We start from the raw sequence: 25862 nt of genomic DNA, 5'->3' as shown, positions 1-25862 counted from the left end.
CTGGCTGCCGATCCCACGGCGCGACCGTCAGCGGCCAGCGGAACAGGAGCGCGGCGCCGCTAAGGGCCGGGGTCATTCTGGGGGAGGGGTCCCTGGTGGTGCTGTGAGCGGGGGCGCGGGAGTCCGGGTCAAGCGGTCCCCGATGCGCGAAGCGCCCATTGGTCCGCTTGAGGCGGTCTCCCGCGCTCCCGACAATGGAGAGCAGCAGGGGGCCGGCCAACTCGGCGAACCCGGCGTACGGACGCCCGGCGGACCTCACCACAACATCTTGTGTCCACAGGCGCGCCCTGGCTGCGGTTTCCACAACCCCACAGTCCACCGCCAGCTGACCCCGTCGCACCCCCAGAGAAGGCCGGCAAACGCTCGCTCACCTGCGAAGACGCCACCGCCCACCCCGTACCACCTACGCGAACCCGCAGGTCGCTCACAACCGCCGCGACTCGCCGTCACCGATGATCGACTCATCCGTGACCAGCGGCTTTGAAACAGGTCCCGCGAGTCCGGCCATGTCGGTTGCAGACGCCCCTCCGCGCGACGTACGGTACCCCTACATGTAGTAGTTACACGGGTGTAAGCTGTCCACAGATTGTGGTCGAGAGTGCACAGGTTGTCCCCATCTCGTCCACAGCTCCAGACACAGGTCCCCAGCGAAGGAGGTGCGCGATGCACTGTCCGTTCTGCCGTCACGCCGACAGCCGGGTGGTCGACAGCCGCACCGCCGACGAGGGCACCGTCATCCGGCGCCGGCGGCAGTGCCTGGCCTGCGAGCGCCGGTTCACCACCGTCGAGCAGCTGACGCTGGCCGTGGTGAAGCGCTCGGGCGCCACCGAGCCGTTCAGCCGCGAGAAGGTCGTCGCCGGGGTCCGCCGGGCGTGTCAGGGCCGGGGCGTCAGCGAGGACGACCTCGCCAGGCTGGCCCAGCGGGTCGAGGAGCAGTTCCGCGCCCAGGGGAGTGCGGAGATCCCCAGCCGCGAGGTGGGCTTGGCCATCCTGGTCCCGCTGCGCGAGCTGGACGAGGTCGCGTACCTGCGGTTCGCCAGCGTGTACCGCGACTTCGACAGCCTGGACGACTTCGAGAACGAGATCGCGACGCTGCGGGCCGACCGCGAGCTGGCGCAGCGTCGCCGCGACGAGGGGACCGAGGGGCAGGAGCGCGACTCCACCCTCACCGTCGCGGAACCGTAAGCAGCACGTCGAGTACGACATTCGGGTTCAAGCCGGGGGAAGTGAGGAAGGTCCATGACGGAGACGGTGAGCGGGCCGAGCCGGGGCAGTGCGGGCGGCAAGGCGGCGGCGCGGACGAAGAAGGCTCGGGGCTTGAGCATCGGGCGCATCTACACCACCGCCGGTGTGCACCCGTACGACGAGGTGACGTGGGAGCGCCGCGACGTCCTCCAGCAGAACTGGAAGACCGGCGAGACCGTCTTCGAGCAGAAGGGCGTCGAGTTCCCCGACTTCTGGTCGCTGAACGCGTCGACCATCGTCACCACCAAATACTTCCGCGGCGCCGTCGGCACCGACGTGCGCGAGTGGAGCCTGCGGCAGCTCATCGACCGTGTGGTCAAGATGTACCGCAACTCCGGTGAGGCCGAGGGCTACTTCGCCACACCCGACGACGCCGAGGTGTTCGAGCACGAGCTGACCTGGATGCTGCTGCACCAGGTGTTCAGCTTCAACTCGCCGGTCTGGTTCAACGTGGGCACGAAGTCGCCGCAGCAGGTGTCGGCGTGCTTCATCCTGTCGGTCGACGACTCCATGGACTCGATCCTCAACTGGTACCGCGAAGAGGGCATGATCTTCAAGGGCGGCTCCGGCGCCGGCCTCAACCTCTCGCGCATCCGCTCCAGCAAGGAGCTGCTGTCCTCCGGCGGGACGGCGTCCGGCCCGGTCAGCTTCATGCGCGGCGCCGACGCGTCGGCGGGGACCATCAAGTCCGGCGGCGCCACCCGGCGTGCCGCCAAGATGGTCGTCCTCGACGTCGACCACCCGGACGTCGAGGAGTTCATCCAGACGAAGGCGCGCGAAGAGGACAAGATCCGCGCGCTGCGCGACGCCGGCTTCGACATGGACCTCGGCGGCGCCGACATCGTCTCCGTCCAGTACCAGAACGCCAACAACTCCGTCCGCGTCAACGACGAGTTCATGCGCGCGGTCGAGGCCGGCGACGAGTTCGGCCTGCGCGCCCGCATGACGGGCGAGGTCATCTCCACTGTCGACGCCAAGAAGCTGTTCCGCGACATGGCGCAGGCGGCATGGGAGTGCGCCGACCCCGGCATCCAGTACGACGGCACCATCAACGACTGGCACACCAACCCCGAGACCGGCCGCATCACCGCGTCCAACCCGTGCTCGGAGTACATGAGCCTCGACAACTCCAGCTGCAACCTCGCCAGCCTCAACCTGATGAAGTTCCTGCAGGCCGACGGGAGCTTCGACAGCGCCACCTTCGCCAAGGCGGTCGAGCTGATCATCACGGCGATGGACATCTCCATCACCTTCGCCGACTTCCCGACCGAGTCGATCACCGAGACCACCCGCGCCTACCGCCAGTTGGGCATCGGCTACGCCAACCTCGGCGCGCTGCTCATGGCGTCGGGCCTGGCCTACGACTCCGAGGGCGGCCGGGCGCTGGCCGCGGCCATCACGTCGCTCATGACCGGCGCCGCCTACAAGCGCTCGGCAGAGCTCGCCGGCGTCGTCGGCCCGTACGACGGCTTCGCCCGCAACGCCGAGGCGCACGCCCGGGTCATGCGCAAGCACGCCGCCGCCAACGACGACCTCCGCTCGGTCGCCAGCCTCGACGCCGACGTGCGCAGCCTCGCCACGAAGGTCTGGGCCGAGGGCAACAAGATCGGCGAGAAGAACGGCTGGCGCAACGCGCAGGCCTCGCTGCTCGCCCCCACCGGCACCATCGGCTTCATGATGGACTGCGACACCACCGGCATCGAGCCGGACTTCTCGCTGGTCAAGTTCAAGAAGCTGGTCGGCGGCGGCTCCATGCAGATCGTCAACCTGACGGTGCCGAAGGCGCTGAAGAAGCTCGGCTACACCGACGAGACCATCGAGGCGATCGTCGAGTTCATCGCCGAGCACGGCAACGTCGTCGACGCCCCGGGCCTCAAGCCGGAGCACTACGAGGTGTTCGACTGCGCCGCCGGGCAGCCGCGGGCCATCGAGCCCATGGGCCACGTGCGCATGATGGCCGCCGTCCAGCCATTCCTGTCCGGCGCCATCTCCAAGACGGTCAACATGCCGGAGTCGGCGACGGTCGAGGAGATCGAGGACGTCTACCTGCAGGGCTGGAAGCTCGGCCTCAAGGCGCTGGCCGTCTACCGCGACAACTGCAAGGTCGGCCAGCCGCTGTCCGACGCCAAGGCGAAGACCGCCGACGCCACGCCCGCCAAGGACGTCGTCGTCGAGTACCGGCCGACCCGCCAGCGGTTGCCGAAGACCCGGCCGAGCCGGACCACGTCGTTCACCGTCGGTGGCGCCGAGGGCTACATGACCGCCGGCTCCTACCCCGACGACGGCCTCGGCGAGGTCTTCCTGAAGCTCGGCAAGCAGGGCTCGACGCTGGCCGGCATCATGGACGCCTTCTCGATCGCGATCTCGATCGCGCTGCAGTACGGCGTGCCGCTCGAGACCTACGTCGAGAAGTTCACCAACATGCGCTTCGAGCCGTCGGGCATGACCGACGACCCGGACGTGCGCATGGCGCAGAGCGTGGTCGACTACATCTTCCGTCGCCTCGCCCTGGACCACCTGCCGTTCGAGTCGCGCGCCGCGCTCGGCATCTACACGGCGTCGGAGCGGTCCCGCCAGCTCGACACGGGCGAGTACACCCCCGACACCTCCGACGTCGAGGTCGAGGTCGACACGTTCCGGCAGTCGGCTCCGGTGACGCCGCAGGCCGAGGCCAAGCCGACTCCGGCGCCCGAGGTCGCGGCCGCCCGCCCGGCCCCGGTCGAGGCGCACACCTCCGCCGAGCTGCTCGAGGTCATCCAGGGCACCAGCACCGACGCACCGCTCTGCTTCACCTGCGGCACGAAGATGCGCCCGGCCGGCAGCTGCTACGTCTGCGAGGGCTGCGGCTCCACCAGCGGCTGCAGCTGACGCACGCACACGAGACGGCCGCGGGGATTCGTCCCCGCGGCCGTCTCGTGCGTTCGGGGGTCAGCGGGCCAGCTTGGCGCAGGTGACCGACAGCCAGACCCAGCCGGCGAGGATGCCGGCCGTGAAGGCGAGCACACCCCAGGTGGCGCCCGCGCTGCCCGCGATCGCGACGAACCCGGCGAGGATCGCGATGCCGGTGCCGGCGGAGTAGCGCCAGGCGCCGATGCGCCCGGCCCGGCGCAGCCGGCGACCGAGCACGAAGCATGCCACCGCCAGGCAGGTGAAGCCCACCGCGCCGGCCGCCAGGTGCGCCGACCCGTGCCACGTCACGGTCGCCTCCGCGGCCGTCGTGCCCGCGGGGAACCCCTCGACCGGGTCGGCGACGAAGACGGCGGCGCCCAGCAGAGAGAGGCCGTAGACGCCCACGAGCCGGGGCGTCCACGTCCCCGCGACGCCCGATCGTCGCAGCCCGGCCGCGGCGGACACCGTCAGGACGGCCGCCACCGCGAAGTTGGTGATCTGCACCCAGCCGAAGTCGCCATTGGCCAGCACGCTCGCCGCGTGCCGGGTCGGGTCGTAGCCGTCGCGGAAGAAGTACTGCGCCACCACCGTCGCCACGTAGAGCGGGCCGGCGACGACGCCCGCGGCGAGGAGGCGGGACGAGCGGCGGGTGACGGCGGAAGCGGCGGTGGGAGTGGCGGCGATGGCGGTCATGGTCCCGGTCCTTTCGGAGGGTCGTGGGTGCCCGGTTGCGCCCACGCTCCCACCGAAAAGAAAATCTGTCAAGGACAAAGAAAGTTGTCGGTTACGACGTCACCCCACGCAGCCGGTGCGTCGCGACGAACGACGGGTCGGTGATCGCGGGCCGGTCGGCGCGGAAGGCGTCGATCGGGTAGGGCGTCGAGCCGGAGGTCGCGAGGTCGGCGAGGATCCGGCCGATGAGCGAGGCGAACTTGCCGGCGTGCCCGCCGCCGACCGCGGTGACGATGCGGGGGTGGCCTGGGACGTGGTCGATGATGAACTCGCGGTCCGGCGGCAGGTCGTACACGCAGGTCTTCGTGAGCAGCTCGGGGCCGACGGCGTCCGGCAGCCGCTCGCGCAGGAAGTCCAGCACCAGCGACGTCTCCGCGGGGTCCGGCGCCGTCGACCGGGTCGCCTGTGTGACGTAGCGGCCGGTGAGGTCGCGCGCAGCCTTGACCGCGACCTCGCCGTAGACGGGGAAGCCGTAGAAGAACTCCTCACCGTGCCAGATCCACATCGGGAACCGGTCCGGCGCGAACGCCCGCAGGTGCGGCGTCGCGAAGTAGCTGACCTGTTCCTGGCTGAGCCGGATCCGCAGGTCCACGCCCAGCGAGGCCAGCAAGGACGGCGTCCACGACGCGGCGCACAGCACGACCGAGCCGGCCGAGACCACCGAGCCCGACCCGAGAGTGACGGTGACGCCGTCGGCCGACGACGACAGCGCGGTCACGGGGGTCGACGGCGCGAACTCGACGCCGAGGCCGCGGGCGAGGGCGATGTGCGCCGCCGTCGCCCGGCGGATGTCGAGGATGCCGCCGTCGGGCTGGTACAGGCCCACGACGTCGTCGCCCACCCGCCACTGCGGCCACCGCGCCCGCACCTCGGCGCCCGACAGCCGCGACCACGTCACCCCGGACGCCGCCAGTGGCGCGAGCGACGCCTCGTACGCGTCCAGCTCGACCGCGCCGGGCGTCCCCGCCACGGCCAGGTCGAGCCCGCCGGTCCGGAACACCACCTGCAGCCCGGTCAGCGACTCGATCTCGGTCCAGCACTCGTACGCCGACGGCGTCAGCGCGGTGTAGGCGGGGGAGTGGTAGGCGTGCCGGATGATGCGCGAGTGGTCCTCCGAGGCGCCGCGCCCGTGCCCGAGCTCGTACTGCTCGAGCACCAGCACGTCGCGGTGGCCGGCCGCCGCCAGCCGGTACGCCGCGGCGGCGCCCAGCGCCCCGGCCCCGATGACGACGTGTTCGTAGGTGCGTTTCACGACGACCTCCGCGGCTTCACTCCGGCCACCAGCTCCTTCACCCGCGACGGCTCGACGTAGCGGGCCCGGACGGCGCCGCCGGCGAGCTTGCGGACCAGCACGTCCGACGGCAGCGGCTGCTGCGACGCCAGCAGCACCACGTTGCCGTACCGGCGTCCGCGCAGCTGCCCGGGCTCCGCGATCAGGGCCACGTGCGCGAACACCTCGAGCGCCGTCGCCGCCTCGACCCGCGACTCGCGCACCTGCGCGGTGTCGGCGACGTTGCCGGCGTAGAGCCCGCCGGGCGTCAGCACCCGCGCGACCTCGGCGTAGAACTCCGTCGTCACCAGGTGCGGCGGCACTCGGGCGCCGTCGAACGCGTCGCGGACGACGACCGCGGAATGCGCGTCGGGCAACGACGCCAGCCCCACCAGCCCGTCAGCCGCCTTCAGCCGCAGCCCGCGCACCGACCGCAGCCCGAACGCCTGGCGCATCAGCGTGACCAGCGCGGCGTCGATCTCGAACACCGTCTGCGGCGAGCCGGGCCGCGTCGCCGCCACGTACAGCGCGAGCGTGCAGCCGGCCCCGCCGATGTGCACGGTGGGCAGCGGCGCGTCGGGCGCCGCGCCCGGCGGTCCCGCGGCGTCCAGGACGTGCCCCATCCACTGCATGTACTCGAAGTCCAGCCGGGTCGGGTCGCCGAGGTGGACGTAGGAGCTGGGCACGCCGTTGACCATGATCGACCAGCCGCCGGGGTCGGAACGGTCGGCGATCAGCTCCGCCGTCCCGGACTCGATGTCGTGCGCTCCGGCGAACCGGTCGGGACGGGGGCGGTCGCTGCCACGGGACGGGGGCACGAGCGATAGGTTCGCAGCATGGCTGACCGTCCGCAAAAGAACCTCCACGTAGGCGCGCCGTACCGGGCCGACGAGGCGCGCTACATCGACACCCCCTACCGCCGCAGCGGCCGCACCGGCCTGAAGCTGCCCGCCGTCTCGCTGGGCCTGTGGCAGAACTTCGGCGACGAGTCGCCGCTGGCCACGCAGCGGGCCATCCTGCGTACCGCGTTCGACCGCGGCGTCACGCACTTCGACCTGGCCAACAACTACGGCCCGCCGCCGGGGTCGGCGGAGAAGAACTTCGGCCGCATCTTCGCCGAGGACTTCCGCCCGTACCGCGACGAGCTGATCATCTCGACGAAGGCCGGCTACGACATGTGGCCCGGCCCGTACGGCGAGTGGGGCTCGCGGAAGTACCTGCTGGCCAGCCTCGACGCGTCGCTGGACCGCATGGGGCTGGACTACGTCGACATCTTCTACTCGCACCGGTTCGATCCCGACACGCCGCTCGAGGAGACCATGGGCGCCCTCGACACCGCGGTGCGGTCCGGGCGGGCGCTGTACGCCGGCATCTCGTCCTACTCGCCGGAGCGGACGCGCGAGGCGGCGGCCATCATGCGCGAGCTGGGCACGCCGCTGGCCATCCACCAGCCGTCCTACTCGATGTTCAACCGCTGGATCGAGGCCGGCCTGACCGAGGCGTGCGGCGACGAGGGCCTCGGCATCATCGCCTTCTCGCCGCTGGCGCAGGGGCTGCTGACGAACAAGTACCTCGGCGGCGTCCCCGAGGACTCGCGAGCGGCCCGGGGCGGCTCGTTCTCGCCGTCGCTCGTCACCGACGACGTCGTCGCGCGGCTGCGGGCCCTGAACGGCATCGCGGAGTCGCGCGACCAGACGCTCGCGCAGCTGGCGCTGTCGTGGGCACTGCGCGACGAGCGGGTGACGTCGGTGCTCATCGGCGCCCGGACGGTGGCGCAGCTCGACGACAGCCTGGGCGCCCTCGACCGGCTCGACTTCAGCGACGACGAGCTGAACGAGATCGACAAGCACGCGGTCGAGTCCGGCCTGAACATCTGGGCCCGGTCGAGCGACGCGTGACCCGATGAACGAGCGTGTCCGGCGCAACCCGCGCACCGAGGCCGTCTGGGCCCAGCTGTACGAGGCACTGGCCGCGCTGACCACGTCCACCGGCCGCCGGGTGCTCGACATCGTCGACCTCGGCGGCGGGAGTGGCGTGTTCGCCGTGCCGCTGGCCCGCATCGGCCACCGCGTCACCGTCGTCGACCCGAGCCCGAACGCGCTGGCCACGCTGGCGCGCCGGGCCGCCGAGGCGGGCGTCGCCGAGCGGGTCACGGCCGTCCAGGGCGATGCGGCGGGACTGGCGGCGGTCGCTGACGATGTCGACGTCGTCGTGTGCCACGGGGTGCTCGAGGTCGTCGACGACGTCCCCGGGGCGGTGGCCGGGCTCGCGGCCTGCCTGCGCCCGGGCGGCGTCGCCAGCGTCCTCGTCGCCCAGCGCTACGCGGCCGTGCTGGCCAAGGCGCTGGCCGGCCACCTGGCCGACGCGCGCCGGCTGCTCGACGACCCCGACGGGCGGTGGGGCGGGTCCGACCCGCTGCCGCGCCGATTCGACGAGGACGGCGTCAGGGCGCTGCTGGAGGAGGCCGGGCTCGAGGTCACCGGGGTGCACGGCGTCCGGGTCCTCACCGACCTCGTCCCCGGCAGCGCCGTCGACGACCCGGCCGAGGTGGCCGCCCTGGCCGAGCTCGAGGCGGCCGTCGTCGCCCATCCGGCGTTCCGGCCCGTCGCGGGGGCGCTGCACGTGCTGGCGGTGCGGCCCGGCGGCTGATCTCGCCCGAATCGGGTGATCTCGCCCGTCGCGCCATGACGTGTGCTGTACTGGCATGACGGTCCGGCAGATCCACCGGCTTCGGCCGAGCGGCTGGCTTTCCTGCGTGGCGTCGGCCGCATATGCTGGTCCTTACAGCAGGTGCCCATAGGTTTCCGTGTTCATTGGAGGGGAACGGTGCCACTCTCCGATCATGAGCAGCGGCTGCTCGAGCAGATGGAGCAGGCGCTGCTCGCCGAGGATCCGAAGTTCGCCACCGCGATGCGTGGCGCGGATCTTCGGCGGCGGTACCGGCGGCGTGCGGTACTCGCCGGCCTGGTCTTCCTCGTCGGCGTCGTGATGCTCATGACCGGCGCGGTGACGCAGGTGATCGCGCTGGGTGTGGCGGGTTTCGTCGTCATGCTCGGCTCGGCGTTCTACGCAGTCACCTCGTGGCGGCGCGTCCCGCCCACCGACGGCACGGCCGCGGCGGGCGACGTCCCGGACATCAGCCCCGGTTCGCCCCGCCGTCAGCGCCGCCCCAAGGGCCCGCGCAACAGCGGCTCGTTCATGGAGCGCATGGAGCAGCGGTGGCGCAACCGCCGCGAGCGCGGCTACGGCCAGTAGCCCTCTGATCCACGCGTGAGCGCCGCCCCGGTCATCGTCGGGGGCGGCGCTTCGTCGTGTCCGCGACCTGCAGATGCCGACTCCGAGTAGCCACTGACGTCGTCAGAGACGCCCGCCAGGCCCGGTGGTCCGGACCTAGCGGCATGAGAGATCCCTCACGTGCGCGCGTACCTCATCCGCCGGAGGCTGCATTCAGCCGTCCCACAGGGCCGCGGAGCGGCCCTGGATCGAGTGAGGTGATCCCCACGCGAGTGATGCCGCAGGCGACCTCTGTTCGTGCCCGGTCTGGTATCGCTGCCACCGCACCTCTCTGTGATCATCAAGGATCGGTGGGGCCATGACCCCACCAATCCTTGATGATCACGTCGGCCGGTCGCGGTTTCGCTGATCCGTCAGGCGCTCCCCAGTGCCGAGCAGTCGATCCGCACCGCCGAATGTCCGTCGAAACACGCCCGTCAGCCGCCGGTGCGGCGGGGCGACGAGACGCGACGGCGGATGGCCGCCGACGAGGTGGCGGCCCGCATCTTCTCGCCGGTGACGTCGATCCAGTCGAAGGCGTCGATGAGCCGGCGGTTGGCCTCTTCGGCGGAGTCGCGCAGCCGGGTCGGCAGCAGGAACGCCTGGACGCGCCGGCTCAGCGAGGCGGACCGGGCGATGGGCCGCAGGACGAGGTCGGTGTCGGAGCGCAGCGCCTCGACGGCGCCGGGCTGCCGGGCGTAGCGGGCCCGTTCGACGGCGCCGACCAGGTGGTTGAGCACCTCGCGCTCGTCGGCGTCGAGGGACGCCGCCTCGGCGACCCGGCGGCCGGTGACGCGCGGGGTCGCGGCGGGATCCCAGGCGATGCCCGCGTCGCGCGAGACTTCGCGCAGGTCGGCCCAGGCGGCCTCGGCGGACAGGGCGGGGTCGTCGCCGGCGCGCCGCCAGCGCAGCTCGCGGCCGACCCGGGCAGCCACCGTCGGCGTCAGGAAGAACGCCACCAGCGCCAGCGCACCGATGACGATCAGCGGCCACTGCGACGAGGAGCCCTGAGCGCCCGCCGCGCCGCCGCCACCGAGCTGGTCGTCGCGCGGGACGGCCGGCGCCGTGGCCGACGACGTCGGCGCCGGCGCGTTCGGGTTGGTCTCAGGGGTCTCGGGGTTGGCGTTGGGGACGAGCGTCCAGTCGGGCGCCTGCCCGGTGACCGACGCCGGGGTGGGCTCGAACCGGATCCAGCCGGTGCCCTGGAAGTACAGCTCGGGCCAGGCGTGGGAGTCGTGCGAGCGGACCAGCCAGGTCCCGTTGCCCTGGGAGTCGCCGGGGGTGAAGCCGACGGCGACGCGGGCCGGGATGCCGAGGTAGCGGGCCATGATCGCCATGGTGGCGGCGAACTGCTCGCAGTAGCCGCGGCGTTCGTCGAGGAAGTCCTCGAGCGCCGTGGACGAGTGCCCGGGCTGCGACTGGATGTCGTAGGTGAACCCGCCGCTCGGGCCGCGGAACCACTCTTGGAGGGCGGCGGCCTCGGTGAAGGAGTCGGTGGCCCCGGCGTCGGCGACGATCTGGTCGGCGAGCTCGGTGACCACGGGCGGGAGGTCGTCGGGCAGCTCGAGCATGGCGTCGACGTCGTCGCTGGGGGAACCGGCGCCGCGCAGCTGCTCGATGCTGGGGTTCAGGGCGAGGGCGTCGGCGGTGTAGCTGCGCGCCCGCACGTCGTCGCCGTCGGCCACCACGTCGAGGGTCTCGGCGTGGAAGCGCCAGTCGCCGTCGATGACGATGCGCTGGGTCGGGTAGGGGAGCGGCAGCCAGCTGGAGCTGAAGTCGTCGGTGACCCGGATGTCGTACTCGACGACCGGGTACTCGCCGTTGTCGAGGCCCTGCGGCCAGGGCATCCCGCTGTCGACGGAGTTGGGCACCGGCCGGTCGGAGGTCTTCCACTCCTCGCCGTCGAACACGTCGAGGGTGACGATGCGGATGTAGGCGGGCTCGTCGTCGGACGAGGTGTACTGCATGACCTCGACGTTCTCGCGGCGCTGCAGGTTGCGCTGGAGATCGACGATGGGATTGTCGGTGCGGATGGTCTGCCCGCCACCCCCGCCCCCGCCACGTCCCGGGCCGAGCATGCCCTCGGTCAGGACCGGCGCCATGCCGGGCACCGCCACCGCCACGATGAGCGCCACCGCGCCGACCCGGCGGCCGTTGCGGGCCAGGGAGTCGGTCTCGGGGATGCCGCTGCGCCGCGCCGACGGGCTGGCCGAGCGTCCCCACGACGCGACCCGCGTGCGTCCCTCGGACACCAGCAGCGCCAGGAACCCGACCGCCGGCGGCAGGAACCACCACCAGTCGAGGCCCGTGGCCAGCACCGACGCGGAGATGGTGTAGCAGGCCGCCAGCGGGATGCCGGCCAGCGGGACCTTGCGCAACCAGACCGCCACGGCGTCGACCAGCACCGCCACCACGCCGGCGCCGCCGACCACGAGCATGAGGATGCCGCGGGGGACCGGGACCGGGGCGATGTACGTCGTCGTGACGTCGGTGCCCTCTTGGAACACGTCGATGAGGCGGGTGGCCCAGTCGGTGGTGGGGATGAAGCCGAGCAGCGCGACGTCGTTGGCCACCAGCACGCCGAGCCACAGCACCACGACGGCGAGCTGCGCGACCGGCACCAGCAGCGACGGCACGCCGAGCTTGCGCAGCACGTAGCCGGTGCCGGCGACCAGCGCGACGGCGATGCCGGCGGGCACGATCCAGTCGTCGGTGAGCGTGATGGCGAACAGCGGCAGCACCGACAACCAGGCGGCCAGTGCCGCGACGATGGTCAGGCGGCCGTGCGCACTCAGCGACGACATCAACGCACCTCTCGTCCGCTGGGGGCGGTGGCCGCGGTGGCGCCGGCGGGCTCGACGACGGGGGCCGTGACGGCGGGACGCTGCAGGCCGAGACGCTCCCAGAGCGTGGTCAGGTGCTCGCCGCGCTTGGCGACGATGACGTTCCAGCCGGCGCTGCGCAGCACCTGGACGGCGCCGGTGAGCCGGACCTGCTCGCGGGTGTTCTCGCCCAGCGAGGTCCAGGTCATGACGTCGAGGACGACGGCGAGGGCCGCCGTGGAGCCCTGTCGCAGGCTCGCGACGACCCGCGCCTCCTGCTCGCTGAGCCGGCCGAACACGCCGACCAGCAGGCCGGTGGCGGCGTCGGCGCCGCTGAGGAGGTCGGGCCAGCGCCCGACGGAGGCGTCGCGCTGCGGCTGGACGACGGCGAGCGCGTCGAGCAGCGAGACCTTGGCGTCGCCGGGTCCGCTGGCGGGGTCGTGCCAGTTCGTGGAGACGGAGCTGCCGTGGTCGGTGGCGAGCCGGACGGCGTAGCCGCGCTCGGCCAGGTGGACGCCCATGGAGGCGGCGGCCGTGACGCTCCACTCGAGCGAGGAGTCGATGCCCTCGCCGGTGTGCCCGGCGGTGCGGGTGTCGAGCAGGATGGTGGCGCGGCTCTGCCAGGGCTGTTCCTCGCGCCGGACCATGAGCTCGCCGTGGTGCGCGGTGGCCCGCCAGTGCACGCGGCGCATGTCGTCGCCGATGCGGTAGGCCCGGATGGTGGCGTCCTCTTCACCCGCGGCGGCGATGGCCCGCGGCCGGCTCTCGCCGCTGCCGCTCCACTCGCCGACCAGCCGGACGGGCGGCAGCTTGTGCACCGTCGGCGTGACGATGAGCGTGCCGACGTCGCTGAACGCGCGCTTGAGCTCGACCATGCCGAACGGGTCGGTGACCCGGACCGTCAGCGGGCCGACCTTGTACCGCCCGCGCACGACGGGGTCGATGGCGTACGTGACGTCGCGGCGGAACCGGGACCACACGTGGTCGAGGACGAACCGCGGCCGCGCGCCCAGGGTGAACGGGATGCTGTCCTCGACCAGCAGGACGCCGGTGGGGATGCGGGCGGAGTTGGCCAGCCGCAGGTGCACTGTCGCCCGCTCGCCGACGGAGACCCGTGGCGGCTCGACGGAGCGCGACGCCGCGAGCCGGACCCGGCTGCGCAACGCCACGACGAGGCTGATGGCGGGGATGACGGCGAGCAGCAGGCCGACCCGCAGCACGTCGCGCTGACCGGCCAGGACGGCGGCCACGATGGCGCCGCCGCCCACGGCCAGGAAGGCCCAGCCGCGCCGCGTCAGTCCGGACAGCGCGTCGTTCATGGGCGGCTACCGCGCCGGTTCGGGCTGCGGGACGCGCTGCACGAGGTCGGCGACGATGCCCGCGGCGTCGCGGCGGCCGATCTGCGCCTCGGCCGTGGGCAGCAGCCGGTGGCCGAGCACGGGCGCGGCCAGCGCCTGGATGTCGTCGGGCAGCACGTACTCGCGGCCCTCGAGACCGGCCCACGCCTTGGCCGCGCGGATGAGGTGCAGCGTGGCCCGCGGCGACGCGCCCAGCCGGAGGTCGGGCGACGTGCGGGTGGCGCTGGTGAGGGCGACCGCGTACTCCTTGATGGGGTCGGCGACGTACACGCCGCGGACCAGCCGGACCAGCTTGTGCACGTGCGCGGCGTCGGTGACCGGCTCGAGCGGGTCGAGCGCGCTGGTGGAGCCGTGCGTGTCGATCATCTCGATCTCGGCCTGCGGCGACGGGTAGCCCATGGACAGCCGCATCATGAACCGGTCGCGCTGCGCCTCGGGGAGGGGGTAGGTGCCCTCCATCTCGATGGGGTTCTGGGTGGCGACCACCATGAACGGCGCCTCGAGCTGGTAGGTGGTGCCGTCGACGGTGACCTGCCGCTCCTCCATGCACTCGAGCAGCGCCGACTGCGTCTTCGGCGAGGCGCGGTTGATCTCGTCGCCGACGACGATGTTCGCGAACACGCCGCCGGGCTTGAACTCGAACTCGCGGGTCGACTGGTTGAACACCGAGACGCCGGTGACGTCGCTGGGCATGAGGTCGGGGGTGAATTGGATGCGCCGCACCGAGCAGTCGATGGCCCGGGCGACCGACTTGGCCAGCATGGTCTTGCCGACACCGGGAACGTCTTCGATGAGGATGTGGCCCTCGGCCAGCAGCACCGTCAGCGCCAGCTTGATGACCTCGGGCTTGCCCTCGACCACCGAGCCGATGGCCGACTGGATGCGCGCCGCGGTGTCGGCGAGGTCGGACAGCGCCAGCTCCGACACCTGTTCGCTCGGCCGTGGCTGACGGCCCGGGTTGAACGGCTCAGGCACGTTTCCTCCTTCGATCCCCGACCTCGTCGGCGTGACGTGCCTCGGCCGATCGCGGAACTCCCGCTTTCCAGTGTTGCAGTGTGCGACGTGTGAGTGGTCGCAGAGGTTCCGATCGGCCCCGGCTTGACCCCTACCCGCAGAGCCTATGTCCACTCGCTATGCAGGCGCATCCATACGAACTGGACATTCGCACCTGACATGTCCGGCGGAAGTCGCCAGTCGACGGTGTCGGGGCGGGCGCGCGGCGCCGATTCCCCACTCTCCTCCACCACAGCCCTCCACCCGGAGGGCGCACCTCGCTGAGCAGGTGCGACTCCGGCGCCGTCGAGCCCGGAGTGCCCTCCGCGCCGCCGCGGCGCCCCACCGCGCCCCACCACTGCCCGCCGCAGGCTGACGCCGTCGTCGACACCTCTCTGACCTGCGGATACGCCGTGCGAACCCGTCCTGGCGCCGTCCCGCACCGAACCCGCGAGTGGGGCGTGGTGGGGCGCAGTGGGGCTGAATGTGGTTGCAAGTGGGGAGGAGTGGAGTAGAGTGGCGGGCAGTGGAGGAAGAGTGGTCCGGAAGCTCGGACGGCGGGGAGGTGGGCCGTGTTCCTCGGTACCCACACGCCCCGGCTGGACGAGAAAGGGCGGCTCATCCTTCCGGCGAAGTTCCGGGACGAGCTGGCGGAGGGCGTCGTGATCACACGAGGGCAGGAACGCTGTCTCTACGTGTGGCCGCGCGCCGAGTTCCTCCGGTTCACCGAGCAGCTGCGCGCCGCGCCCATCACGCACAAGGGCACGCGCGACTTCGCTCGCATGCTGGCAGCGGGGGCCAGCGACGAGGTCCCGGACAAGCAGGGCCGCATCACCATCCCCCCGGGTCTGCGTACGTACGCGGCCCTGGAGCGCGAGTGCACCGTCGTCGGTGCCATGACGCGGGTGGAGATCTGGTCCGAGCAGGCCTGGGAGACGTACCAGGCCGAGAAGGAGCCGATGTTCGCCGACATCTCCGAGGAGGTGCTCCCGGGCATCTTCTGACCACCGAACGGAAACGCACGACGAGGTCTCCGGCCGCTCCACCTCTTGACACCACTTCCCCGGTGCCAAGGGGCCAGAGCCGGCAGCCAAGCCCGAGCGGGCGGGGACCTGGTCGTACGAGCCGCAGGTGGCAACGCAACGAGGCAACGACGAAGAGACGCGGGGGTGTCGATGACTGAGCAGGGGGCGCACGTCCCGGTGCTGCTCGACCGTGTCGTCGAGCTCTTGGCCCCGGCACTCGACGCGTCCGCGCCGTCGGAGGACCGGCGCGTGGTCGTCGACGCCACGCTGGGTCTCGGCGGGCACGCCGAAGCCCTGTTGCGCCGCAGCTCCACGGCCCACCTGGTGGGCCTCGACCGCGACCGCGTGGCGCTGGCCCGGGCGACCGAGCGGCTCGCGCCGTTCGGCGACCGGTTCACCGGCGTCCACGCGGTCTACGACCGGATCGCCGACGTCTTGGCGGGCCTCGGCATCCGGCGCGTGCATGGTGTCCTGTTCGATCTCGGCGTCTCGTCGCTGCAGCTGGACGAGGCCGAGCGCGGGTTCGCGTACTCGCAGGACGCGCCGCTGGACATGCGCATGGACCAGTCCACCGGCATCACGGCGGCCGAGGTGCTCAACACCTACCCGGCCGCCGACCTCACCCGCATCCTGCGCCGCTACGGCGAGGAGCGGTTCGCCTCCCGCATCGCCGCCGCGGTGGTGCGGGAGCGCAAGCGTGCGCCGTTCGACACCAGCCCCCGGCTGGTCGAGCTGATCCGCGACACCATCCCGGCACCCGCCCGGCGCACCGGCGGCAACCCGGCCAAGCGCACGTTCCAGGCGCTGCGCATCGAGGTCAACGGCGAGCTGGAGGTGCTCGAGCGGGCGCTGCCGGCCGCCATCGACGCGCTCGCCGTCGGGGGCCGCATCGTCGTGCTGTCGTACCACTCGCTCGAGGACCGCATCGTCAAGCAGCTGTTCGCGGCGAGGACGACCAGCACCGCGCCGCACGGTCTCCCGGTCGAGCTGCCCGAGCACCGGCCCGAGCTGCGGCTGCTGACCCGCTCCGAGCCGCCCACGGACGAGGAGATCGCCGCCAACCCGCGCGCGCAGTCGGCCAGGCTGCGCGCGGTCGAGCGGATCAGGGAGGCCGCATGAGCGCCGAACGCGCCGCCTACGCCCCGGTCGCCGCGCCGCGCCGGCCGTCGCTGCGCAGCGTCCCCTCCCGCGCCTCCCACGCACCGCGCGCACCGTTCGTCGTGCTGGTGCTGCTGGTGCTCGGCATCGGCCTGATCGGGCTGCTGATCCTCAACACCGCCCTGCAGCAGGGCTCGTTCGAGCTCGGCGAGATGCAGTCGACCACCGACGAGCTGCGCGACCGGCAGACCGACCTCGCCGACCGCGTCGCCGCCCGCAGCGCCCCCGACGCGCTGGCCGACGAGGCCGACCGCCTCGGCATGGTCCCGGCCGACGAGGCGCCGCGCTTCCTCGAGCTGCCCGGCTCCGGCGGCACGCCCGCCGCCGGCGGCGGGGACGGCTGATGCCGCCGAAGCGCCCGGACGGGCGCGGGGGAGCGGCGGGGGCCCGACGGGGTCAGCCTGCGGCGCCGCGCAAAGCCGCCCAGCCCCGGAAGGTCGCCCAGCCCCGTAAGGCTGCCCAGCCGAAGAAGGCCTCCCAGCCGCGCAAGGCCGCCGCGCCCCGACCGGCCCGCAAGACCGCGACCCCGGTCCGCGCGGGCGCCGCCGCCACGGCGGCGCGCAAGCCGGCGGGCAAGAAGAGCTCTCCTCGCAAGCCGACGCCGGCCAAGGCGTCGCGGCCCGCCGCGAGGCCGCCGAAGCGACCCAAGGCGCCCAAGCCGCCGAAGCAGCCGCGCACCGTCCGGCTGGCCGACCCGCGCAAGCGCCTGCGGGTCACGCTGTTCGGCGTCTGCGTCATCCTGTCGCTGTTCGGCGGCCGGCTGATCCAGTTGCAGGGCGTCGACGCGTCCACCTACGCCGCCGTGGCCGACAAGATCGGCCTCAAGACCGTCCCGGTGCGGGCCGAGCGCGGCGCCATCCTCGACCGCGACGGTGAGGCACTGGCCAGCACCGTCGAGGCCTACAACGTCGTCGTCGACCAGACGCAGGTGAAGAACCCGGCCGCGTACGCGCTGCAGCTCGAGGGCATCCTCGGCACGAAGGCCGCCGACCTGCAGCGCGACCTCAGCGGCGACGACCAGTACGTCGTCATCGCGCGCGGCGTGCCGGGGGCGACCTGGCGGCAGATCCGCGGGCTCGGGCTGACCGGCTTCACCGCCGAGACCGCGGCCGCCCGCGACTACCCGGCGGGCACCGTCGCCGGCAACGTCGTCGGGTTCCTCGGCGCCGACGGCCTGGGGCTCACCGGGCTCGAGCAGTCCATGGACCAGACGCTGGCCGGCACCGACGGCGAGGCGACCTATCAGTTCAGCCCGGGCGGCATCCGCATCCCGAACAGCTCCGCGAACCACGTCACCGACCCGGTGGCGGGGACGGGGCTGCGGCTGACGCTGGACAGCGACGTGCAGTGGCACACCGAGCAGGTCCTGACCGAGGCGGTGGCCAACGCCGGCGCGGCCGACGGCGTCGCCGTCGTCATGGACGTCGACACGCAGGAGATCGTGGCGCTGGCCGCCACGCCCGGTTTCGACCCCGCCGACCCGAGCGAGACCGAGGCGGCCGACCGCGGCAGCGCCGCCGTCGAGGACGCCTACGAGCCCGGCTCGGTGTTCAAGCCGATCACGATGTCGGCGGTCGTCGACCAGGGCCTGGCCGACCACACCACGTCGTTCTCGGTGCCCGACAGCATCCGGCGCAGCGGAGAGACGATCCACGACTACTACAGCCACGGCGAGGACCAGATGACCCTCGCCGGCATCGTCGCGAAGTCCAGCAACGTCGGCACCGTCCTGGCCGCCGAGACGCTGGACAAGGACGTCTACCACGACTACCTGCAGCGCTTCGGGTTCGGCACGGCGCCGGACCTCGGCATGCCGGGCGAGACCGGCGGCCGGCTGCCGTCGGGCGACGACTTCACCGACCTCACCCGCGACAACATCGCGTTCGGGCAGGGCATCTCCGTCAGCGCGGTCCAGATGGCGTCGGCGTACGCGACCATCGCCAACGGCGGCGTGCGGGTCGACCCGCGACTCATCGCGGCGACCATCGGCCCGGACGGGCGCGAGACGCCGGTCGAGCCGTCGGCGCCGGAGCGGGTCGTCAGCGAGGCCACGGCCGCCGAGGTCACCACGATGATGGAGGCCGTCATGGGCGAGGGCGGCACCGGCAAGCCGGCCCTCGTCGACGGCTACCGCATCGCCGGCAAGACCGGCACGGCGCAGCGCGTCGACCCCGAGTGCGGCTGCTACGCGGACTACAACTCGTCGTTCATGGGCTTCGCGCCGGCCGACGACCCGCAGTACGTCGTCACCGTCTCGCTCTTCGACCCGCAGAACGGCAACTCCGGCAGCGCGCTGGCCGGTCCGGCCTTCGCGGACATCATGCGGTTCGCCCTCGAGCAGGGCGGTGTGGCGCCGACGGGCACGGAGCCGCCGCAGGTGCCACTCTTCGCCGACTGACCGAGTAGATTGCTCTGTCGTGCCCGACCGCCCAGGACTGCGACCCGATCACGTCACGCCGCTCCCACTGACGGTGCTCCACGCCGACGCGCCGGCCGACGTGCTCGTGACCGGGGTCACGCACGACTCCCGGCAGGTCCGGCCCGGCGACCTCTACATGGCGCTGCCCGGCGCGGTGACGCACGGCGCCCGGTTCGCGGCGGCGGCCGCCGAGTCCGGCGCGGTCGCGATCATGACCGACGACGACGGCGTCGGCCTGGCCGGTGACCTGCGGATTCCGGTGCTCCGAGTCGTCGACCCGCGGTCCCAGGTCGGCGACATCGCCGCGACGGTGTACGGGCACCCGGCGCGCGACCTGCTGATGCTCGGCGTCACCGGCACCAACGGCAAGACCACGACGACCTACCTGCTCGAGGCCGGGCTGCGCGCCGCCGGGCACACGACCGGCATCATCGGCACCGTCGAGACCCGGGTGGGCGACGAGCGCGTGGCCAGCGTCCGCACCACGCCCGAGGCCACCGACGTGCACGCGCTGCTCGCCGTCATGCGCGAGCGCGGCGTCACGGCCTGCGCCATGGAGGTTTCGAGCCACGCCATGGTGTTCGGGCGGGTCGACGGCGTGGTGTTCGACGTCGCCGGGTTCACCAACCTCACCCAGGACCACCTCGACTTCCACACCGACCTCGAGGACTACTTCGCCGCGAAGGCCCGGCTGTTCACGCCGTCGCACGCGCGCCGGGCGGTCGTCGTGGTCGGCGACCAGTACGGCCTCCGGCTGGCGTCGTCGACGTCGTTGCCGGTGGTGACCGTCGCGCCGCCGCACATGCACGCCGACGCCGACTGGCAGGTCGACTGCCACGGCGACCGCGCGACGCTGGCGGGGCCCGACGGCGCCAAGCTGGAGTTGCGGGTCCCCATTCCGGGCGAGTTCAACGTCACCAACGCGGCGCTGGCGGTGACCATGCTGCTCGAGGTGGGGGTCGACACCGCAACGGCGGTCGACGGCATCGCGTCGAGTCCCGGCGTCCCCGGGCGCATGGAGCGCGTCGGCGACCCCGCGGTCGCCGCACCTGTCGCCGTCGTCGACTTCGCGCATACGCCGGACGCCATCGACAACGTCCTGCAGGCGCTGCACCCGCGCGGCCGCCTGATCGTCGTCGTGGGGGCGGGCGGCGACCGCGACCGCGAGAAGCGGCCGCTCATGGGGGCGGCCGCCGCGCGCGGCGCCGACGTCGTCGTCGTCACCGACGACAATCCCCGCTCCGAGGACCCGGCCGCCATCAGGGCCGCCGTCGCCGCCGGCGCCCACGCGGTGCCGGACGCGGAGCGGGCGAGGGAGATCCTCGTGGTGGACGGCCGCCGCGAGGCCATCCGCGCCGCGCTGGGGAGCGCGCGCGGGCCCGACGACACCGTCGTCGTGCTCGGCAAAGGGCATGAACAAGGGCAGGAGATCGCAGGCGTCGTGCATCCATTCGACGATCGAGACGTGCTCCGCGAGGAGCTGGTGCGGTGGAGCGAGGAGAAGACAGCTTGATTCCGCTCACCTTGGCCGAGATCGCCTCGGCCACCGGCGGCCGGCTGGACGCCGTCGCCGACCCCACCGCCCGGGTGACCGGCGCGGTGGTGACCGACTCGCGTGAGGTGGTCGCGGGCGGCCTCTTCGTCGCGCGGCAGGGAGAGGCGCAGGACGGGCACGACTTCGCCTCCGCCGCGGTGTCGGCCGGCGCGGTCGCGGTGCTGGCCTCGCGGCCGGTCGGCGTGCCGGCCATCGTCGTCGACGACACCGAGGTCGCGTTCGGGCAGGTGGCGCGCGCCGTCATGGATCGGCTGCCGTCGCTGACCGTCGTCGGAGTCACCGGGTCGTCCGGCAAGACCACCACGAAGGACCTGCTCGCGCAGGTGCTCGAGCCGCTGGGGCCGCTGGTCGCGCCGCCCGGCTCGTACAACAGCGAGGTCGGGGTCCCGCTGACGGTGACCCGGGTCGACGGCGACACCCGCACGCTCGTGGTCGAGATGGGCGCGCGCGGGCCGGGGCACATCGCCTACCTGTGCGGCATCGCGCCGCCCCGGATCGGGATCGTGCTGAACGTCGGCAGCGCGCACCTCGGTGAGTTCGGCGACCGCGAGACGATCGCGCGGACGAAGGCGGAGCTGGTGACGTCTCTGCCGGCTGCCGACGCCGGCGGGGTGGCCGTGCTCAACGCCGACGACCCCGTCGTGCGCCGCATGGCAGAGCAGACCGAGGCGCAGGTCGTCATGGTCGGCGAGTCGGTCCACTCCGACATCCGGGCCGAGGACGTCGTGCTCGACGACGGCGGCAGGCCGTCGTTCCGGCTGGTCACGGCCGACGACTCGGCCGACGTGTCGCTGCGGCTGGTCGGCGAGCACCAGGTGTCGAACGCGCTCGCCGTCGCTGCGGCGGCGCTGGCGCTGGGCGTGCCGCTCGCCGACGTCGCTTCGCGGCTGTCCCAGGCGCTGCCGCGGTCGCGGTGGCGCATGGAGGTCACCGAGCGGCCCGACGGCGTCACCGTCGTCAACGACGCCTACAACGCCAACCCCGAGTCGATGCGCGCGGCGCTGAAGACGCTGGTGTCGATGGGCCGCCCGGCCGAGGCACGGACGTGGGCGGTCCTCGGCGAGATGCGCGAGCTGGGGGAGTCGTCGGTGGCCGAGCACGACGCCATCGGGCGGCTCGCCGTCCGGCTCAACGTGTCGCGCCTGGTGGCCGTCGGCGACGGCGCCCGCGCGATCCACCAGGGCGCCACGCTCGAGGGATCGTGGGACGGCGAGTCCGCATGGGTGCCCGACGTCGACGCCGCGCTCGCGCTGCTGCGCTCCGAGCTCCAGCCCGGCGACATCGTCCTGGTCAAGTCGTCGCGTGACTCCGGCCTGCGCTTCCTGGGCGAGCGGCTGGTGGAGGACAAGTGATCTCGATCCTCACGGCCGGCGTCGTCGGCCTCGTGGCGTCGATCCTGGGTACCCCGCTGGCGATCCGCTGGCTGGTCAAGCGCGGCTACGGCCAGCTGATCCGCGACGACGGGCCGACCAGCCACCACACCAAGCGCGGCACGCCCACCATGGGCGGCGCCGTCATCATCATCGCCGCGGTCATCGCGTACTTCATGGCGCACCTCGTCCGGCCGTCGCCGCCGACCGCGTCCGGGCTGCTGGTGCTGTTCCTGATCGTCGGGCTCGGCGTCGTCGGGTTCCTGGACGACTGGATCAAGATCTCCAAGCAGCGCAGCCTCGGCCTGCGCAGCCGCGCCAAGATGGCCGGGCAGATCGCAGTCGCCGTCGTGTTCGCGGTCCTGGCCATCAACTTCCCCGACGAGCAGGGCTACACGCCGGCGTCGCAGGCGCTGTCGGTGCTGCGCGAGACGTCGTGGGAGCTGCCGGCCGTGGTGTTCGTGCTGTGGGCGCTGTTCCTGATCTCGGGGTTCTCCAACGCGGTGAACCTCACCGACGGGCTGGACGGCCTGGCCACCGGTGCCTCGGTCATGGCGTTCGGCGCGTACACGCTGATCGGCGTCTGGCAGCTGAACCAGTCGTGTGGTGTGTCGCCCGGGCCGAGCTGCTACGAGGTGCGCGACCCGCTCGACCTCGCCGTCGTGGCGGCGGCGATGGTGGGGGCGTGCTTCGGGTTCCTGTGGTGGAACGCGGCGCCGGCGAAGATCTTCATGGGCGACACCGGGTCGCTGGCGCTGGGCGGCGGGCTGGCGGGCCTCGCCATCACCACCCGGACCGAGCTGCTGCTCCTCGTCCTGGGCGGGCTGTTCGTGCTCATCACGATGTCGGTGATCCTGCAGGTCGGCTGGTTCAAGATCTCCGGCGGGAAACGGCTGTTCCGCATGGCGCCGCTGCAGCACCACTTCGAGCTCAAGGGCTGGGGCGAGGTCACCATCGTCATCCGGTTCTGGATCATCGCCGGCATGTTCGTGGTGCTCGGCCTGGGCCTCTTCTACGCGGAATGGGTGGCGACGGCGTGAGCGGTGCGGTCTCGTGGCTGGCTGATGCTCGCCGCGACAGTCCGTGGTCGGCGCTGCAGGTCACGGTCGCCGGGTTCGGCGTGTCCGGGTACGCGGCCGCCGACACGCTGATCCAGCTGGGCGCGCGGGTGACGGTGCTGGAGGACCGCGACGGTCCGGCCGAGCAGGAGCGGGCGACGATCCTGCGCATCCTCGAGGCTCGCGTGGAACTCGGTCCCGGGTCGACGGCTGTCCTGCCGGCGGGGACGCAGCTGGTCGTGACGTCGCCGGGGTGGAAGCCGTCGTCGCCGCTGCTGGCGCAGGCGGCCGCCGCCGGGATCCCGATCTGGGGCGAGGTCGAGCTGGCCTGGCGCATCCGCGACCCCGCAACGCCCTGGCTGGTCCTCACCGGCACGAACGGCAAGACGACGACGGTGCGGATGCTGACGTCGATGCTGCGCGCCTCCGGGCTGCGCGCCGTCGCGGCCGGGAACGTCGGCGACCCGATCGTGTCCGCCGTCATGGACCCCGGCGGCCACGACGTCATCGCCGTCGAGCTGTCGAGCTACCAGCTGCACTGGACGTACTCGATGGCCGCGCGGTCGGCGGCGGTGCTGAACGTCGCGCCCGACCACGTCGACTGGCACGGCTCCATGGACGCCTACGCCGCCGACAAGGCGCGCATCTACGCCGGCGTCGAGACCGCGTGCGTCTACAACGTCGCCGACCCCGTCACCGAGCAGATGGTGCGCGACGCGGACGTCCGCGAGGGCGCCCGGGCCATCGGGTTCACGCTGGGCATCCCGGCGGTCGGCATGGTCGGCGTGGTCGACGAGTACCTGGTCGACCGGGCGTTCATCGCCGAGCGGCAGACGTCGGCGGCGGAGCTGGCCGCGGTCGGCGACGTCGAGCCGGCGGCGCCGCACAACATCGCGAACGCCCTGGCCGCCGCGGCGCTGGCCCGGTCCATCGGGGTGCCGGCCGTGGCCGTGCGCGACGGGCTGCGCGGGTTCGTGCCGGACGCGCACCGGATCGCGACTGTGGCGACCGTCGACGATGTCACGTACGTCGACGACTCCAAGGCGACCAACCCGCACGCGGCGGCGGCGTCGCTCGCGGCGTTCGACTCGGTGGTCTGGATCGCGGGCGGGCTGGCGAAGGGGGCGTCGTTCTCCGAGCTGGTCGAGGGGGTGCGGGAGCGGCTGCGGGGGGTCGTGCTAGTGGGCGCCGACCGTGCCGTCATCGCCGAAGCGCTCGCACGACACGCACCGGATGTACCGGTTGTCGAGGTTCCGGACACCGACAATGAGGCCATGGACCGCATCGTGGCCGCCGCCGCCGGGCTCGCCCGCCCGGGCGACACCGTGCTGCTGGCGCCGGCGTGCGCGTCCATGGACATGTTCGCCAACTACGCGGCCCGTGGCGACGCGTTCGCCGCTGCCGTGCGGCGCCGTGAGCACGGTTGATCAGGAGGCGCCGGCCGCTTCCGAGCGGCCGATGCGGACAGCGGCGTCCGAGTCGCTGCGCCGGCTGCTGCAGCGGCCGCTGGCGTCGTACTACCTCGTGCTCGGCTCGGCCGGGTTGCTGCTGGTCCTCGGCCTGATCATGGTGTTCTCGGCGTCCAGCGTGACGTCGCGGCTGCAGTTCGGCTACCCGTACTACTTCTTCGCCCGGCAGGTCGCCTGGGTCGTGGTCGCGCTGCCGCTGGCCTGGGTGGCGTCGCGGATGCCGGCCCGGCTGCTCCGGCGCTTCGGGCTGCCCATGCTCGTGGTGGCGGCCATGCTGCTGGCGCTGACGTTCGTGCCCGGGCTCGGCGTCACCCGCGGTGGCAACACGAACTGGCTGGACTTCGGCGGGCCGTTCCTCATCCAGCCGTCCGAGCCGGCCAAGCTGGCGCTGATCATCTGGGGCGCCGGCGTCTTCGCCATGAAGGGCCGGCTGCTGACGCAGTGGAAGCACCTGATGATCCCGTTCGTACCGGTGTCGGGCGCCGTGGTCGCGCTGACGATCGGCCAGCACGACCTCGGCACGGCGCTCGTGCTCATGGCGATCGTGCTGACGCTGCTGTGGGTCGTGGGCGTGCCGACGTGGCTGTTCGGGCTGGCGCTCGGTGTGGTGGGTGTGGTGGGCGCGTACTTCGTGACGGCGTCGGAGAACCGCATGTCGCGCGTCGTCAGCTTCCTCGACCCGTTCTCCGACTTCTCCGGCACCGGGTACCAGGCGGCCAACTCGATCTACGCGTTCGCGACCGGCGGCTGGTGGGGGAGCGGGCTGGGGGCGAGCCGGCTCAAGTGGGGCCAGCTGCCCGAGGCCCACACCGACTTCATCTTCTCCATCCTCGGCGAGGAGCTGGGGCTGCCCGGCGCCCTCATGGTGCTCGGGCTGTTCTTCCTGCTCGGGTTCGCCGGCATCCGCATCGCCATGCGCACCACCGACACCTTCACCCGGCTGGCGGCGGCCGGCATCACGGGCTGGCTGATCGTCCAGGCGATCATCAATCTGGGCAGTGTCCTGGTCGTGTTCCCGGTCATCGGCGTGCCGCTGCCGCTGGTGTCGTACGGTGGCGCTTCCATGGTCGTCGCCATCGTCGCCGTCGGCATCCTGATGGCACTGGCCAAGGAGGAGCCGGGCGCCCGCGAGGCGCTGGCGGCCCGCAAGCAGGCGCGACGCGAGCGTCGCCAGTCGAGGAGGATCCGCGGGTGAGCACTCTCATGCGTCCGAGCGTGTCGGACGC

The 25862-nt window shown here is 72.5% G+C and carries 20 protein-coding genes; 14 read left to right on the top strand and 6 right to left on the bottom strand.

The annotated features are described in order from the left end of the window. The first annotated feature begins 663 nt into the window (after window positions 1-663). Together nrdR and HD601_RS21595 are read left to right on the top strand one after the other, a co-directional pair. On the top strand, window positions 664-1185 hold the full coding sequence (gene nrdR, locus HD601_RS21600) for a transcriptional regulator NrdR (RefSeq protein WP_184825340.1): 522 nt from the start codon (window positions 664-666) through the stop codon (window positions 1183-1185). 54 nt (window positions 1186-1239) lie between these two features. Beyond that, window positions 1240-4113 carry a vitamin B12-dependent ribonucleotide reductase gene (locus HD601_RS21595; RefSeq protein ID WP_184825338.1) on the top strand — a complete coding sequence of 958 codons (2874 nt, stop codon included), beginning with the start codon at window positions 1240-1242 and terminating at the stop codon, window positions 4111-4113. Window positions 4114-4173: 60 nt separating this feature from the next. On the opposite strand, the gene HD601_RS21590 is transcribed toward HD601_RS21595, so the two are convergent. The 3 genes from HD601_RS21590 to HD601_RS21580 all read right to left on the bottom strand — a co-directional run bounded on the left by HD601_RS21590 (window position 4174) and on the right by HD601_RS21580 (window position 6954). Further along, window positions 4174-4827 (bottom strand): DUF998 domain-containing protein, encoded by a 654-nt coding sequence (locus HD601_RS21590; RefSeq protein WP_184825335.1) that lies wholly within the window; start codon window positions 4825-4827, stop codon window positions 4174-4176. Between the two features lie 91 nt (window positions 4828-4918). After that, window positions 4919-6118, bottom strand: a complete 1200-nt coding sequence (solA, locus tag HD601_RS21585) for an N-methyl-L-tryptophan oxidase (protein WP_184825334.1) — start codon at window positions 6116-6118, stop codon at window positions 4919-4921. After that, a complete protein-coding gene (locus tag HD601_RS21580; protein WP_221441190.1) occupies window positions 6115-6954 on the bottom strand; it encodes a fused MFS/spermidine synthase in 840 nt (279 codons plus the stop codon). The genes solA and HD601_RS21580 overlap by 4 nt, the downstream gene beginning before the upstream one ends. Window positions 6955-6972: 18 nt before the next feature. Between HD601_RS21580 and mgrA the strand changes: the two genes are divergently transcribed. The 3 genes from mgrA to HD601_RS21565 all read left to right on the top strand — a co-directional run bounded on the left by mgrA (window position 6973) and on the right by HD601_RS21565 (window position 9391). Then, on the top strand, window positions 6973-8034 hold the full coding sequence (mgrA, locus tag HD601_RS21575; RefSeq protein WP_184825332.1) for an L-glyceraldehyde 3-phosphate reductase: 1062 nt from the start codon (window positions 6973-6975) through the stop codon (window positions 8032-8034). A gap of 4 nt (window positions 8035-8038) precedes the next feature. Then, complete coding sequence (locus HD601_RS21570; protein WP_184825330.1) at window positions 8039-8785, top strand: methyltransferase domain-containing protein; 747 nt, start codon at window positions 8039-8041, stop codon at window positions 8783-8785. Window positions 8786-8962: 177 nt separating this feature from the next. Then, window positions 8963-9391: a DUF3040 domain-containing protein gene (locus HD601_RS21565; RefSeq protein WP_184825328.1), complete on the top strand. Its 429-nt coding sequence runs from the start codon at window positions 8963-8965 to the stop codon at window positions 9389-9391. A 455-nt stretch (window positions 9392-9846) separates the two neighbouring features. Here HD601_RS21565 and HD601_RS21560 read toward each other — a convergent pair whose 3' ends face one another. The 3 genes from HD601_RS21560 to HD601_RS21550 are packed head-to-tail and all read right to left on the bottom strand — an operon-like array spanning window position 9847 to window position 14516. Next, entirely contained in the window at window positions 9847-12213 is a 2367-nt protein-coding gene (locus HD601_RS21560; RefSeq protein WP_184825327.1) for a transglutaminase TgpA family protein, read from the bottom strand. Continuing rightward, window positions 12213-13550: a DUF58 domain-containing protein gene (locus tag HD601_RS21555; protein WP_184825326.1), complete on the bottom strand. Its 1338-nt coding sequence runs from the start codon at window positions 13548-13550 to the stop codon at window positions 12213-12215. The genes HD601_RS21560 and HD601_RS21555 overlap by 1 nt, the downstream gene beginning before the upstream one ends. A 6-nt stretch (window positions 13551-13556) precedes the next feature. Continuing rightward, window positions 13557-14516, bottom strand: a complete 960-nt coding sequence (locus tag HD601_RS21550) for an AAA family ATPase (protein ID WP_184830107.1) — start codon at window positions 14514-14516, stop codon at window positions 13557-13559. Window positions 14517-15154: 638 nt separating this feature from the next. Between HD601_RS21550 and mraZ the strand changes: the two genes are divergently transcribed. The 9 genes from mraZ (at window position 15155) to ftsW (ending at window position 25831) form a co-directional block, all read left to right on the top strand. Beyond that, entirely contained in the window at window positions 15155-15586 is a 432-nt protein-coding gene (mraZ, locus tag HD601_RS21545) for a division/cell wall cluster transcriptional repressor MraZ (protein WP_184825325.1), read from the top strand. Window positions 15587-15757: 171 nt separating this feature from the next. Beyond that, complete coding sequence (gene rsmH, locus HD601_RS21540) at window positions 15758-16726, top strand: 16S rRNA (cytosine(1402)-N(4))-methyltransferase RsmH (protein WP_184825324.1); 969 nt, start codon at window positions 15758-15760, stop codon at window positions 16724-16726. Beyond that, on the top strand, window positions 16723-17109 hold the full coding sequence (gene ftsL / locus HD601_RS21535; protein ID WP_184825323.1) for a cell division protein FtsL: 387 nt from the start codon (window positions 16723-16725) through the stop codon (window positions 17107-17109). The genes rsmH and ftsL overlap by 4 nt, the downstream gene beginning before the upstream one ends. Next, on the top strand, window positions 17109-19163 hold the full coding sequence (locus tag HD601_RS21530; protein ID WP_184825322.1) for a peptidoglycan D,D-transpeptidase FtsI family protein: 2055 nt from the start codon (window positions 17109-17111) through the stop codon (window positions 19161-19163). Before ftsL ends, HD601_RS21530 begins: the two co-directional genes overlap by 1 nt. A gap of 19 nt (window positions 19164-19182) precedes the next feature. Continuing rightward, on the top strand, window positions 19183-20697 hold the full coding sequence (locus HD601_RS21525) for a UDP-N-acetylmuramoyl-L-alanyl-D-glutamate--2,6-diaminopimelate ligase (protein ID WP_184825320.1): 1515 nt from the start codon (window positions 19183-19185) through the stop codon (window positions 20695-20697). Continuing rightward, window positions 20694-22091, top strand: coding sequence for a UDP-N-acetylmuramoyl-tripeptide--D-alanyl-D-alanine ligase (locus HD601_RS21520; protein WP_184825318.1), 1398 nt, complete (start codon window positions 20694-20696; stop codon window positions 22089-22091). The genes HD601_RS21525 and HD601_RS21520 overlap by 4 nt, the downstream gene beginning before the upstream one ends. Further along, window positions 22088-23149 carry a phospho-N-acetylmuramoyl-pentapeptide-transferase gene (gene mraY, locus HD601_RS21515; protein ID WP_184825315.1) on the top strand — a complete coding sequence of 354 codons (1062 nt, stop codon included), beginning with the start codon at window positions 22088-22090 and terminating at the stop codon, window positions 23147-23149. The genes HD601_RS21520 and mraY overlap by 4 nt, the downstream gene beginning before the upstream one ends. Then, the gene (gene murD / locus HD601_RS21510; RefSeq protein ID WP_184825313.1) at window positions 23131-24594 is read left to right on the top strand and encodes a UDP-N-acetylmuramoyl-L-alanine--D-glutamate ligase; all 1464 of its coding nucleotides are present in this window, start codon (window positions 23131-23133) and stop codon (window positions 24592-24594) included. The genes mraY and murD overlap by 19 nt, the downstream gene beginning before the upstream one ends. After that, on the top strand, window positions 24581-25831 hold the full coding sequence (gene ftsW / locus HD601_RS21505) for a putative lipid II flippase FtsW (protein ID WP_184825311.1): 1251 nt from the start codon (window positions 24581-24583) through the stop codon (window positions 25829-25831). The genes murD and ftsW overlap by 14 nt, the downstream gene beginning before the upstream one ends. The last annotated feature ends 31 nt before the right edge of the window (window positions 25832-25862 follow it).

This window comes from Jiangella mangrovi (assembly GCF_014204975.1).
In the GTDB taxonomy this organism is placed as follows: Bacteria; Actinomycetota; Actinomycetes; order Jiangellales; family Jiangellaceae; genus Jiangella; species Jiangella mangrovi.
Note: the sequence above shows the minus strand (reverse complement) of the source record. Positions and strands in the feature narration are given on the sequence as shown.